General features: G+C 71.1%; 10 protein-coding genes. 4 read left to right on the top strand and 6 right to left on the bottom strand.

Features of this window, described 5'->3' with window-relative positions:
• Positions 1–85: 85 nt before the first annotated feature.
• From ACZ5PB_RS21690 to ACZ5PB_RS21675, 4 genes are all read right to left on the bottom strand, one after another.
• Complete coding sequence (locus ACZ5PB_RS21690) at positions 86–1,201, bottom strand: aminotransferase-like domain-containing protein (protein WP_468693344.1); 1,116 nt, start codon at positions 1,199–1,201, stop codon at positions 86–88.
• Between the two features lie 89 nt (positions 1,202–1,290).
• Positions 1,291–2,361, bottom strand: coding sequence for an alpha-hydroxy acid oxidase (locus ACZ5PB_RS21685; RefSeq protein ID WP_468693343.1), 1,071 nt, complete (start codon positions 2,359–2,361; stop codon positions 1,291–1,293).
• 73 nt (positions 2,362–2,434) lie between these two features.
• Positions 2,435–3,202 carry a sulfite exporter TauE/SafE family protein gene (locus tag ACZ5PB_RS21680; RefSeq protein WP_468693342.1) on the bottom strand — a complete coding sequence of 256 codons (768 nt, stop codon included), beginning with the start codon at positions 3,200–3,202 and terminating at the stop codon, positions 2,435–2,437.
• Positions 3,203–3,286: 84 nt separating this feature from the next.
• Positions 3,287–4,276, bottom strand: a complete 990-nt coding sequence (locus ACZ5PB_RS21675) for a TauD/TfdA family dioxygenase (RefSeq protein ID WP_468693341.1) — start codon at positions 4,274–4,276, stop codon at positions 3,287–3,289.
• Between the two features lie 577 nt (positions 4,277–4,853).
• Here ACZ5PB_RS21675 and ACZ5PB_RS21670 point away from each other — a divergent pair.
• The 4 genes from ACZ5PB_RS21670 (at position 4,854) to ACZ5PB_RS21655 (ending at position 10,346) form a co-directional block, all read left to right on the top strand.
• Positions 4,854–5,243, top strand: coding sequence for a hypothetical protein (locus tag ACZ5PB_RS21670; RefSeq protein ID WP_468693340.1), 390 nt, complete (start codon positions 4,854–4,856; stop codon positions 5,241–5,243).
• A gap of 642 nt (positions 5,244–5,885) precedes the next feature.
• Positions 5,886–5,975, top strand: coding sequence for a K(+)-transporting ATPase subunit F (gene kdpF, locus ACZ5PB_RS21665; RefSeq protein ID WP_468693588.1), 90 nt, complete (start codon positions 5,886–5,888; stop codon positions 5,973–5,975).
• Positions 5,972–8,533, top strand: a complete 2,562-nt coding sequence (locus tag ACZ5PB_RS21660) for an ATP-binding protein (protein ID WP_468693587.1) — start codon at positions 5,972–5,974, stop codon at positions 8,531–8,533. The genes kdpF and ACZ5PB_RS21660 overlap by 4 nt, the downstream gene beginning before the upstream one ends.
• A gap of 577 nt (positions 8,534–9,110) precedes the next feature.
• Positions 9,111–10,346, top strand: coding sequence for a BTAD domain-containing putative transcriptional regulator (locus tag ACZ5PB_RS21655; RefSeq protein ID WP_468693339.1), 1,236 nt, complete (start codon positions 9,111–9,113; stop codon positions 10,344–10,346).
• A 43-nt stretch (positions 10,347–10,389) separates the two neighbouring features.
• Here ACZ5PB_RS21655 and ACZ5PB_RS21650 read toward each other — a convergent pair whose 3' ends face one another.
• A complete protein-coding gene (locus tag ACZ5PB_RS21650) occupies positions 10,390–11,697 on the bottom strand; it encodes an ATP-grasp domain-containing protein (protein ID WP_468693338.1) in 1,308 nt (435 codons plus the stop codon).
• Complete coding sequence (locus ACZ5PB_RS21645) at positions 11,684–12,640, bottom strand: alpha/beta hydrolase (RefSeq protein WP_468693337.1); 957 nt, start codon at positions 12,638–12,640, stop codon at positions 11,684–11,686. The genes ACZ5PB_RS21650 and ACZ5PB_RS21645 overlap by 14 nt, the downstream gene beginning before the upstream one ends.
• Between the last annotated feature and the right edge of the window lie 115 nt (positions 12,641–12,755).

Here is a 12,755-nt window from a genome sequence, read left to right as displayed (position 1 = left end):
TCATCTCAACTCGCAGCACGTCACCCGGGCGGTCTTCCGGACGGCTGCCGGGACGGCCGGATCCCGCGCCCCCGTTCGCGTGACCCTACTTCGCCCGTCCGGCGGCGGCGAGGCGCCTGACGCCTTCGGTGAACTCCTCGGGGTGCAGCGCCTGGAACGGCAGCCGCAGGAACACGGTGCCGGACGGCGGTGCGGAGTCGGCCGGGTAGAACGCCGAACCGCGCGCCAGCGCAAGCCCGTTGGCCCGCGCGGCATCGAGGAACGCGGCCTCGTCTCCCGGGACCGGCAGGTGTACGGAGAGGTAGTAGCCGCCGTCGGGAACGCACAGCTGCACCTCGCCGAGCGTTTCGCGCACGGCGGCGACGGCGTGGTCGTGCAGAGGTTTCAGCAGCGCGCGCACCTGCTCGACGTTCTCCTGCACGAGTCCGTGCGCGAGGGCCCGCGCGGCGACCGCCTGGAGCAGGGGTGCGGGCGACAGGTAGGTGCTCTCGGCGAGCGCCGCGAGGTCACCGGGCGTCCCGTCGGGGCCGATGACGTAACCGACCCGCAGGCCGGGGCTGAGTACCTTGCTCAGCGAGCCGATGGTCAGCACCTTCGCCCCGTCGACCGCCTCGGCCAGCTCGCCCAGCGGGGTGGGTGCGGCACCGCTGAAACGCAGCTCCCGGTACGGAACGTCCTCCAGGATCGTGAAACCGTGTACGGCGGAGAGACGCACCAGTTCGCGGCGCTTGTCCTCGCCGGTGGTGACGCCGCTGGGGTTCTGGAAGTCCGGGATGAGGTAGAGGAAGGCGGGCACCTCGGTGCGCAGCCGTTCTTCGAGTACGTCCAGGTCGATGCCGTCGTGTCGCAGCGGCACTCCGGACACCCGGGCGCCGTGCCGCTCGAAGATCTGCACGGCGCGGTCGTACGTCGGCGCCTCGACCAGCACCAGCGGTGCGGCGGCACCGCGCAGCAGGTGGGCGGCGAGCAGGTCGAGTGCCTGCAAGGAACCGTTGGTGACGAACACCCTCTCGGGGTCCACCGAGTGGAACTTGCCCAGCTGCTCCCGGAGTTCCGGGTCGCCGGTGTGGCGGCCGATGGGGGCGTACTGGAACACCCGGTCGGGTTCGGCGGTGAGGATCGCGGAGGTGTGTGCGGCGATGGCGGCGGACGGTATCGCCTCGCGTGGCGGAATGCCTCGGGAGAAGTGAACGGTCGTCACGGATCGACTCCTTGAACGGGGCCCGGCCCGTGAGGGGGCGCGGGAAGTGGGGGAGAGGTGCGGGCGGAAGGGTGCGTCGGCGGGCCGGATCAGGCCCTGGTGGCGAAGTCGGGGCCGATGTCCGCGACCGAGTCGGCGCCGACTTGCAGGAGGGTGTCCTCGATCTCGTGCCGGAGAAGTTCGACGACCGCCTCGATGCCCTGCTGACCGGCCAGCTTGAGGCCCCAGAGGTAGGGCCGTCCGATGCACACGGCGTCGGCGCCGAGGGCGAGCGCCTTGATGACGTGGACGCCGGAGCGGACGCCCCCGTCCACGAGGACCGCCGCGCGGCCGGCCACGGCCGCCGCGATCCCTTCGAGCGCGACCAGGCTGGGCACGGCGCCGTCGAGCTGGCGGCCTCCGTGGTTGGAGACGATGATGCCGTCCACCCCGAGGCCGATGCAGCGTTCGGCGTCCTCGGCCCGCAAGATGCCCTTGACGACGATCGGCAGGTGGGTCGTGGTCCTGATCCATTCGAGGTCGTCCCACGTGAGGGGAAGACGGTCGATGCGCGCCCCGTCCGGTATCTCACCGGTCAGGATGCCCAGTGCGCGCAGGTTGCCGAAATCGACGTTCGCGGGGGTGCGGAAACCCGCGCGGCGGGTGCTGATGCGGCGGGCGGCATGACTCGCGTCCACCGTCACCACCAGGGCGGTCGCGCCGGCCTGCTCGGCCATGGCGATCGTCGCGGCGACGTCGTCGCGGGACCGGTAGGCGTAGAGCTGGAACCAGCTCCCGCCCTTGACGGAGGCGGCGATCTCGGGGAAGGAGTGGTGGCTGTCGGTACTGACGATGGAGAGGGTGCCGGTGGCCTCGGCGGCCCGGGCGGTGGCGATCTCCGCGTCGTCGTGCAGGAGCCGCTGGGGGCTGGTCGGGGCCAGCAGGACGGGCAGGGCCAGCTGTTGGCCGAGGACGGTCACCGAGGTGTCCGGCTTCTCGCCGGTGGCGCTCAGCGCCCGGGGACGCAGCCAGACCTGGTCGAACGCCTCGGTGTTGGCGCGCACCGTGAGTTGGGTGTCCGCGCCGCCCGCGACGTAGGCCCAGGAGGCCGAGTCCATCACGTCACCGGCCGCGCGTTCGAAATCGGGCAGCGTGAGCAGCCCGGACAGTTCCCTTGCCATGCGATCTCCCGTCAAGAGTCTTTCGCCAGGCGCCGTTCGGGGGAAGTTCCCGACGGCGTCATGCAGAATTCACTTACGCGAACTGATCGAATCCAAGTTTGATCACCATCGTGGTGACCACGAGAACAAGCACCACGCGTACGAAGCCGGAGCCTCTTTTCAATGCGGTGCGGGACCCGAGCATGGCGCCGGTGATGTTTCCCACCGCCATGCCGAGTCCTATGAGCCAGAGCACGTTTCCCTGCCACGCGAACACTGCGAGCGCGCCGAGGTTCGACGACGCGTTGATGACTTTCGCCATGGCCGCGCTCTCCAGGAATTGTGTGGCCAGGAGAACGGTGAAGGAAATGATGAGGAACGTTCCTACGCCAGGACCGAAAAGGCCGTCGTAGAAGCCGATTCCCACACCGGCGAGCAGAATTGCCGTAATGCGGCGCTGCCGGGTCACGAGAGTATCTGCCCGCTCCACACCAAAACTCGGTTTGAAGGCGACGAAGAGGGCGACCGAGACCAGCAGCACCATGATGACGGGGCGGAAGTACTGCGCGGGAAAGCTCGTCGCGGAAATCGCGCCGAGCGCTCCGAAGGGAACCGCGAGTGCCGCCGCCGGCAGCAGGACGGACCGGTCGAGCTTGGCGCGCCGCTGGTACATGTACGCGGCCGTCGCGGTGCCCATGACGGCGGCGATCTTGTTGGTTCCCAGCGCTGTCGCGGGCGGGAACTGAGGGAAGGACAGCAGCAGCACCGGGATGAGCAGTACGCCGCCGCCGCCCACGACGGCGTCCACCCAGCCCGCCGCCGTCGCCGCGGCGAGCAGGCCGAGCACTTCGAACAGATCCACTTTCCCTCATTCGTCGGGCATGTACTCCCGCGCCGCACACGGCGCGGCCCCGTGCCGCGGTCCGGCACGGGGCGCGGTGGTGGGTCAGACGACTCCGCGGATGTCCGCCATCGCCGGCAGGACGCGCGGCCGGGGCATCATCCGCTGCGCCCACAGAGGAGTGGAGCGCAGCGAGTAGAACCTGCGCAGCCAGCGGTCGTTCCCGTCGTAGCGGGGCGCGAAGGCACTGCGTCCGTGCACCACCACGTGGTTGTCGAGGATCACCAGGTCACCGGGTGTGAGGATCAGGTCCCGGCAGACGCGCTCCAACGCCTGGCTCAGGGCGGCCAGTACGTGCTGCCCCTCCGGGGCTGCCGCCTGCGTGTTGTGCGAGTTGAACCGGATGAACGGCCGCTCCGCGGGCCCGAAGACCACCGGGTGCAGCCCCGACGAGGGGCGGGGCCCCTGGGAGTTCCGGGTGAACGAGGTCGGGTAGAGGCTGTGGAACTGCGGCTTGCGCAGCTCCTGGATCTGCTCGTCGCTCAGCAGCGGCAGGGCGTCACGGACGGACGACACCCGGGTCGCCGCGACGCCCTCGTGGTCCTGGCGCAGACAGAGCAGCCCCAGGTAGTCGGGCCTGAGCGGGTGGTGCACGTTCTCGGTGTGGAAGTCGAAGGCGACGGAACCGCTGTTCTCGATCCGGCTTTCTTCACCGCGCACCGGGTGGACGTCATGGAAGAGGGTCCCGGACTTCTCGTCCTGATAGCCGACGAGGGAGCCGAGCAGATCCGCAACGAGCATGAGCGTGCCATTGGTGTAGTGGCTGTCGAGCGCGCTCGCGCCGTGCGTCTGCGGAGTATCGGGGAGATCGTCGACGCTCAGACCGCGGAGGAGCAGGTACCCACTCCCCGTCGTGTCCGTACCGAAGTCGAGAATTGATTCCCGTAACCCTCGGGGAAGGTCGAGGAGAAGTCCGGAAAGCACTATAGGAGAGGCGTCGGGCAGACGAGCGGCGAGGTCCGAGAACCCACGCAACTTCGCCGCCTCCGGCGCGGATAAACAATAACCCGTCAATTCCTGGGCGGTGATGCTCATTTTCGCTCCTTGTTCGCATGTGCACCGCTGAGGACTTGATCAAGGTAGCTGCGTGATTTCGCTCCGTCAACGAGTGAATTCAGACGGTGGCCCTTCACGCCAACTGTTCCGGCATTCCGTCGCGAGTTACCCAAAACATAAAAAAGCCGCAAACTATCAACTAGGCGATAAATCAGCACCTTCGGCGGCGCGTGAGACGGGCGGCCCCCACGGCGGCACCCGCCCCGAACAGGCCGAACGTACAAACGGCCCCCGAGACGGTCGGACGGCAGCCCTTCGCTGCGCGGAGCGCGAGCCGCCACGCCAGTGGAAGGATCCGGTCACGGAGGCCGGGAACCCGGCACCTCTTTCGGCCACCGGCCCATGTGTTCACCCTCACACCGCGCCCGTACGGGAAGATCCGCGGCAACCGGCCGAACCTGACGCAGGATCACCGCCCATGCCGAGCCCGGACAGGCGGAACGCCCTGAAGCAGATGCCGTGACCACCTCAACCACACGCTCCCGTACGGGGGTTGTCACCACCCGTTCGACTTGCCGTAGACGCCCCTTGAGGGCCGCAGCACCAGGAGGAACCCATGCCGTACCCGCATCTGCTCACCCCCGAGGAGAAACTCGCCGACGCGAAGAGGCTGTTGAACCTCCCGCGCATCGTCGTGATCTGCGGCTCCACCCGCTTCATGCCCGAGATGAACGAGGCCGAGCTGCGGGAGACCGAAGCCGGAAGGATCGTCGTCAAACCGGGCTGTGACATGAAGTCGCCGCACGAACTGTGGTCCGATCCTGCCGAGGCCGAGCAGCTGAAGGTCCGGCTCGACGACCTGCACCGGGCGAAGATCCGGCTCGCCGACGAGGCGCTGGTGGTCGGCGACTACATCGGAGACAGCACCCGAGCCGAAATCGTGTACGCCCGGTCGCTGGGCAAACCCGTACGGTTCACGCACCCCGAAGTCGCCCCTGACGCCTGACCGCCGCCGACGGCGCAAGGCGGGCCGGGGGACGCGGAGGACGCTGCCGACCGGGTCTCGCGGCCGAGCAGTCCCACCTCGACCCGAATCCAGACGTGCGATGCCCCGGCTACGTCGATGTGGCGCATGCCCTGACGCGCCTCTTACGAGCCGCTCGCCACGGCCGTCAAGGTCCTGTCAATGCGAGGTGATTCAGCATCAGGACGGCGTCAGGGAGGCCGGGTCGGAGCCCGGTCGCGGCGCAGGATGGTTCCCTCGCGAGGGATGCGGACGAGCGTTCGGGCGTGTGAGGTGCGAGGGGGCGTGTCGCCGAGGTGGCACGCATCGGTCCGTGACTGACGGCCCGGACCGACGCCTCGCCACGAACGAACGGGCCCGTCCGACGAGAGGGGCGTTCCGGCCCGCGGCAGCAGGAGGCTGCGGGCCGGACGAGCCCGGCCGCGTGCCCCCCCCCGTACGGGAAGCGTCAAGACCCCGTCAGCTTCCGTGGCAGGGCCGACAGGACGGCGTCAAGGTGGGCGGGCCGCCGTCCGGCGCGGGATTCGATGGCAGCGGGCGACCGGGTTCCGGCGCCCTTCCGTACACCCCTCGGCCCTTCCGTACGGCCGGCATCCGCCTCTCTCCCTGGGGAGTTGATCGTTCGTGAGCATCGAGAACGTGGTCGGTCTCGTCGTCGCCCTGAGCATCGTCGGCTACCTGGTGGCCGCGCTGATCCACCCGGAGAAGTTCTGACCGGCACCGGGCGTCCGGCCCAGGGGACGCCCGCCGGGCGGACGCGCACGGGTCCGGACGCCGGCCGCCGGGGAAGGCTCAAGGTCTTCGTCGGCGCCGCGCCCGGCGTCGGCAAGACGTACCGGCTGCTCGACGAGGGCCACCGCAGGGCGGCCAGGGGGACGGACGTGGTCGTGGGCGCCGCCGACTGCCGTGGCCGCCCGCACACCGAGGCGCTCCTCGGCGGTCTGGAGCGCCTGGACGGGGCGGCGGTCGGTCCTGCCCCGGACGATCGCGGCGGGTTCGACCTGGACGCCGCGCTGCGCCGTCGGCCCGGCCTGCTCCTCGTCGACGACCTGGCCCGCACCAACCCTCCCGGGCACCGCAATCCCCACCGCTGGCAGGACGTCGGTGAACTCCTCGCCGCCGGCATCGACGTCCTGACGACCCTCGACGTCCAGCACTTGGAATCCCTCGGCGACGTCGTCGAGGAGATCACCGACGTGCCGCCGGTGGACACCGTCCCGGACGGCTTCGTCCGCCGCGCCGACCAGATCGTCCTCGTCGACGCGGACCCCGAGGAGCTGCGCCGCCGCATGGCGCACGGGAACATCCACCCCCCTGAGCTGGTGGACGCGGCCCTGGCCAGCCGGTTCCGCCCCGACAACCTCACCGCCCTGCGGGAACTCGCCCTGCTCTGGGTCGCCGACCAGGTCGACGACGTCCTGCGGAAGTACCGCACCGACCACGGCATCCGAAGTACCTGGGCGGGCCGGGAGCGCGTGGTCGTCGCACTGACGGGCGGCCCGGAAGGCGACACCCTCCTACGCCGTGCCGGCCGGATCGCCGCCCGGTCGGCCCACGGGGAGCTGTCGGCCGTGCACGTCGCACGGGGCGACGGGCTCGCGGCAGGTGCCTCGGCCGCGGCGCTCGCACGGCAGCGGCGCCTGGTCGAGAGCCTCGGCGGCAGCTACCACACGGTCGTCGGCGAGGACGTGCCGACCGCCCTGCGGGACTTCGCCCGGGCCGGGAACGCCACACAGCTGATCCTCGGAACGAGCAGACGCGGCCGCCTCGAACGCTTCCTCACCGGACGCGGCATCGGCGAGACCACCGTCGCGCTGTCCGGTGGCATCGACGTGCACATGGTCACCCACGAACGGGCGGGCCGAGGCCGCCTGCTGCCCGCGCGCCGGCGCACCCTCCCTCTCTCCCGGCGGATCGCCGGGCCCCTCGCCGGAGTCGTCCTCCCCCTCCTCCTCACCCTGCTGCTCGACGGGGCGTGGGGACGCCTCGACCTGACCAGCGAAGTCCTGCTCTTCCTCGTGACCGTGGTCGGTGTGGCCTGCATCGGCGGCATCGGCTCGGCGCTCGTCGCCGCCGTGACGGCCTCCCTGCTGCTCAACTACTGGTTCGTGCCGCCCATCGGGGCGTTCTCCTTCCAAGACCCCGACAGCGTCCTCGCCCTCGGGGTGTTCCTCGTGGTCGCGGGCGCCGTGGCGGCGGTCGTCGGCCGCTCGCTGCGGCTGTCCCGCCGGGCTGCGAGCGCCACCGCCGAAGCGGAAACCCTCTCCGCGCTCGCGGGCTCCGTCGTCAGGGGCGAGCACACCGTCCCCGACCTGCTCGCCCGTACCCGGGAGACCTTCGCCGCCCACGCGGCCGAACTGACCGACCACCCGGTGGACGACCCCGCCGCGAGCCAGGTCGCACTGGGCAACGGGAGCTTCCTCGTCCTGCGCGGCCGTACGCTGCCCGCCGCGGACCGCCGTGTCCTCACGGCGTTCGCGGCCCACCTCATGGCCGCCGTCGACCGGGCCCGGCTCGCCGAAGCGGCGGCCGAGGCGGAGAGTGCGAAGGCGGCCGACCGGATGCGCACCGCCCTCCTCGCCGCCGTCAGCCACGACCTGCGGACCCCGCTGGCCGCGGGCTGGGCAGCCGTGGCCTCCCTGCGGAGCCCCGACGTGGACTTCACGACGGAGGAACGGAACGAGCTCCTGGCCACGGCCGACGAGTCCATGGGCAGGCTCAGCGGGCTCGTCGAGAACCTCCTCGACATGAGCCGCCTCCAGGCGGGCGCCCTCACCACGGACCTTCGCCCCACGGCCTGGGAAGAGGTCGTCCCGGCCGCACTGGACGGTCTCCCGGACGACGGAGACGGCGTACGACGGGTGGCCCTGCGCGGTCTGGCGGAGTCGCCCCTCGTCCTCGCCGACCCTCCGCTCCTCGAACGGGTCGTCGCCCACCTCGTCGCCAACGCCGTACGCCACTCCCCGCCGGGCCACCCCGTCCTCCTCGGAGCCAGCACGCTCGCCGGCCGCGTCGAGCTGCGCGTCGTCGACCGGGGCCCCGGTCTGCCTCCGGCGGACCGGGAGCGTGCGTTCGAGCCCTTCCAGCGGCTCGGCGACACCGACAACACCACCGGCGTGGGCCTCGGCCTGGCGCTCGCCCGGGGCCTCACCGAGGCGATGGGCGGCACGCTCACCCCGGAGGACACTCCGGGAGGAGGGCTCACCATGGTCGTCGCGCTGCCCCGCGCGAGCTCCCGGACGCAGCCCGTGCCGGTCGCCACGGACCCCTGACGCCCCGGCGCCCAAACCCTCCGCCGCCGCCAACACCCGTGCGGTTGTCCCGAGTTGTCCGACGGCCCTCTCGTCACCGTCCGCGCCGACGGATCGCTGTTGCCGTTCCGACTGCAGCGGCTGCTGCAATCAGTCCTGCAACCCGGCAACGCACAGTGAGTCTCGCGAACCGATCCTTCGCTTGCCGGGCCTGCCATTCGCCGGTCCGCAAGGCGTTCTCACACGAGAGGCAACGAGGCGCACCATGACCGGCTCAACCGATCTCCTGACGGCTGCCAGGGCCGAAGCCCTGTTCAGCAGCGACCTGCCCACAGGCGCCACCTTGACGCGGCCGGAGGCCGGGTGCGTCGTTCGCCGGGCGATTCGTGCGCACGGCGGAACCCGCGGCTGCGCCGCTGTCCTGGCCGTCGCCTACGGGAACTACCCGGAGACTTCCGTGGTCCGTATGCGCTGGGCCTTGGACCAGATTCGTACGTGCTACCCCCGCCGCTGACAGCGCACGCAGCACGTCCGTCCCCGCTGACCTCACCAGCCAACCGGTGAAGCGCCGTCTGGCCACCCCAGGAAGGACACCACCATGCCCACAGCACGACATCCCCTCGATGAACGCGTGCGCGCTCACCGGCGGCGTACCGGGCTGACGCAGAGCCGGCTGGCTGCGGCGGCGGGGATCAGTGTGCGGGCTCTGCGTGACATCGAGCGTGGGCACGTACGACGGCCGCAGCGACGCACGCTGTGCCGGCTGGCGGCGGTCCTGGAGCTCGACGTCGAGGAGATCCGGTGCCCGCTCGCATCGCAGCGAGCAGCGGCCCCGAACGACGACAACGGCGAGAACGGCAAGAACGACAGGAGCGACAGGAGCGACAGGTCCGGCCTGCGCATCGGTGTCTTCGGCAGCCTGAGCATCGAACTCGACGGCGCCGAGCGGGAGTTGCGCGCCCTCAAGCTGCGGCGACTGCTTGCGCTGCTGGTCCTGCGCCACCCGTACCCGGCCGGGCTCGATGAGATCGCCCGCGCCCTGTGGCAGGAGGAACGGCCGCGTTCCTATCGCAACCTGATCCACACCTACGTGAGCCAGGCGCGCACCTTCCTCAGGTCCGCGAGTTCCGTCCCGGGCTCCGCCAACCCCTCGTACCTGGTCCGGACCCCGACCGGATACGCCCTGTCCGTAGGGCGCGACCAAGTTGACCTGACCCGCTTCGGAGACCTGGCGGAGCAGGCACGGCAGGCCCACGCGCGCGGCGAGGAGCAGGCCGCGTTCGAGTTCGCGGCGCTGGCACAGCAGGGCTCGCGCGGCCTGGTCCTGGCGGCGGAGCCGCTGCTGGCCGGACACCCGGCGGCCGTCGCCGCGAACCGGCGCCGCATCGAGAACCTCCTTCTGTACGCGGACCTCGCGCTGAAGTTTGAACAGCCCGGCCTGGTGGTGTCCGCGCTGCGGGCCGCCGCCGAGGACGAGCCTCTGCACGAGGGGGTGCAGGCCCGGCTCGTGCTGGCCCTGGCGAGCTGCGGCGAGCAGGCCGAGGCGCTGCGGGTCTTCTCCGCTGTCACCCGACGCCTGGACATCGATCTGGGCCTGCGGCCAGGACCCGAGATGCGCCGCGCCCAGCTGCGGGTGCTGCAACAGCGCCTCGCCTGGCCGAAGAGCGTACTGACCACCGCGGACTCCCTGCCGGGGCACGGCACTTCGTCGGACGCACCTCCTCCTCCGGGAGCTGCTGGGCCGGGTACTCCTCGCGCTTGGCGGCCGGGCCCCGCCGGAGTCACCCACCCAGCGCCAGCCGCAGCGCGCACATCGCGAACACCGCCGCGGTGAGCCCCAGAGCCCCCAGCGTCAGCCTGGAACGCCAGGGCGTTGATCACTGTTCCCCGAGTTCTCCGAGTTCTCCGAGTTCCCCGAGCTCTTTGAGCTCTCCGATGACGAGACGCCGCTCCAGGGCGCGGATGGTGCGGTAGTCCCGCTCGATCTGTCCGGCGTCGGGGTGGGCGAGAATGGCGAAGCCGAAGTTGAGGCTGTCGACCAGGCTCCTGGTGACCGGGACGTGATCGCCGTCGGACAGGGCCCGCACCGAGAAGTGGTGGCTCGCCAGCCGGGGGATCGCGTCCAGGACGCCCGTACCGCGCACGGTCCCCGAACGCGGGGCGATGTGGAAGACGCACATCTGGTGCGTCAACAGCTCGTAGCTCTGCGGCAGTTCACCGCCGGTGAGCCAGCGCACCGTCCGGTCGATCTGGCTGTCCCCGGTGGCGTTGCGGTTGAACTGCGGCTGCCCGCCGCCATGCGGCCGGGCGCCCAGCTCGATGAGGACAGGACCGGCCGCGGTGTCCATCACCTCCACGTGCGCGGAGCCGAAGCGCAGCCCGACCGCGTCGAGGACGCCCCGTACGTAGCCCGCCAGCGCCGTGACGGCGGGATCGCCCGGGGGCAGCCAGCGCATGGTGTCGTAGACGGCCATGTGCGGCCCGTTGTCCGTCTTCCCGTAGGCGCAGACGTCGACGAGGGAGTGCTTGCCGTCGTGGCTGAAGGTGTCTACGACATACTCCGTGCCGGTCACGAACTCCTGCACCAGCAGCCGCTCGTCCCGCTCGCCGAACTGGTTGACCCGGCCGAGCTGTTGCGTGAACACCTCGCGCCACCCCGACCCGCCGGGCACCTTGACGACACCGTCGGTGCTGGCACTCCTGGGCGGCTTGATCACGAGGTCTGACCCGGTCAGTCCCGCTCGGTCCAGCCAGACCGCCGCCTCCTCGACCTCGCCGGTGCAGATCTGCGGAATCACCGCAAGCCCGGCGGCCTGCACGGCCTCGGCCATCAGGCTCTTGTCCCGGCGCGCCCCGGCCAGTTCGGGCACGTTGCAGCGCGCGGGCACCACCAGGGGGGCTATCAGCTCGGCCAGTTCCACGCCGGACTCGCAGCCCGCGATGACGCAGCGCGGGTCAAGACCGCGCACTCTGCGCACGGTCTTGTCCAGGTCGCCCTCGTGGACGATGACGTCGGGGAAGTCCGCCGGGCGATAGGAGGAGGCGTACGCGTCGAGCGGGCTCGGCCCGGTGACGAGTGCCGCCACGGGGACCCCCTCGGCACGCAGGGCCTGCGCGAACAGGGCGCCCGACGAATAGGGGTCGACGATGACGCAAGGGCCCCGGCCCGGCTCAGTGCCCGCCATGGGGCACCTCCCCGCGGGCCAGTGCGGCGACGGCGGCGCAGTAGCGGGCGAAGAGGTCCGCCGCGGGCTCGCTGATCCGCCGGGCGCGCACCGGGGCGTGCACCATGCCGTCCTCCCGTACGTACGTCACCGGCGTGCCGCACTCCCGCAGCAGGGCGGCCAACTTCTCCGCGTCCACGCACAGCGAATCCCGCTCGCAGCCGACGACGTAGGCCGGTGGCAGCGTCTCGAACGAGCCACCGAGCAGCGGCGAGACCCGGGGGTCGGCCGCCTGCTCCGGCTCGGGGCAGTAGCAGGCGGTGTAGAACTCCATCTCACCGCCCGACAGCAGGGGCGCGTCCTCGCCGCCGTGGCGCCAGCGGGTGAAGTCCAGGACGGGGCTGATCACGGCCTGCCCGCGCAGCGGGGGTCCGCCGCGGTCGCGCGCCATCATCGACAGGACCACTGCCATGTTGGCGCCGGAGCTCTCGCCGCAGAGCACCGCGCCCTCCGGGTCGAGGCCATCGAGACCGAGCGCGGGCAGCTCGGCGAGGGTGCCGCACAGACCCGCGTAGCAGTCCTCCAGAGGGCCGGGGAACGGGTTCTCCGGCGCCATGCCGAAGTCCAGGGCGACACTCACCAGGCCGGTGCGGTCCGCGAGTTCGGCGACCAGGCTGTGGTGGCTGTGCAGCGAGCCGATGACGAAGCCGCCGCCGCGGATGTAGAAGAGCACCGCGCGGCCGGTGCGTCGGGCCGGTTCGTAGATACGGATGCGGGCGGTGCGTCCCTCGTGCGTGACGGTCGCGTCCCGGTGCGTCACGCCGTCGGGGACGGGAACGGGCAGCACCTCGGTCAATGCGTCGTACAGGGCGCGCTGCCGTGCGACGGGGTAGGTGTAGAAGTCGGGCGGCAGAGCGCCGTTGACCGTTTCCACGAACTTCTCGATGCCATCTGCGTACGCCATGAGTGACTCGCTCGCTTCCGAGGACGGGTGCCGGGGGCCGGGCGGCCCGCACCAGAGGGAGAGGGGAGGAGGGAATGGGGCGGAGGGAGAGGGACGGAGGGAGAGGGACGGAGGA

This window comes from Streptomyces sp. NPDC032721, from assembly GCF_055579625.1.
The sequence above is the reverse complement of the archived record's forward strand: the minus strand, read 5'-3'. Positions and strand labels throughout refer to the sequence as shown.

Coding starts and splice junctions, on each gene's coding strand:
- ACZ5PB_RS21685 (WP_468693343.1), bottom strand. CDS start 2,361: ATGGCAAGGGAACTGTCCGGGCTGCTCACGCTGCCCGATTTCGAACGC.
- ACZ5PB_RS21675 (WP_468693341.1), bottom strand. CDS start 4,276: ATGAGCATCACCGCCCAGGAATTGACGGGTTATTGTTTATCCGCGCCG.
- ACZ5PB_RS21670 (WP_468693340.1), top strand. CDS start 4,854: ATGCCGTACCCGCATCTGCTCACCCCCGAGGAGAAACTCGCCGACGCG.
- ACZ5PB_RS21655 (WP_468693339.1), top strand. CDS start 9,111: ATGCCCACAGCACGACATCCCCTCGATGAACGCGTGCGCGCTCACCGG.
- ACZ5PB_RS21650 (WP_468693338.1), bottom strand. CDS start 11,697: ATGGCGGGCACTGAGCCGGGCCGGGGCCCTTGCGTCATCGTCGACCCC.
- ACZ5PB_RS21645 (WP_468693337.1), bottom strand. CDS start 12,640: ATGGCGTACGCAGATGGCATCGAGAAGTTCGTGGAAACGGTCAACGGC.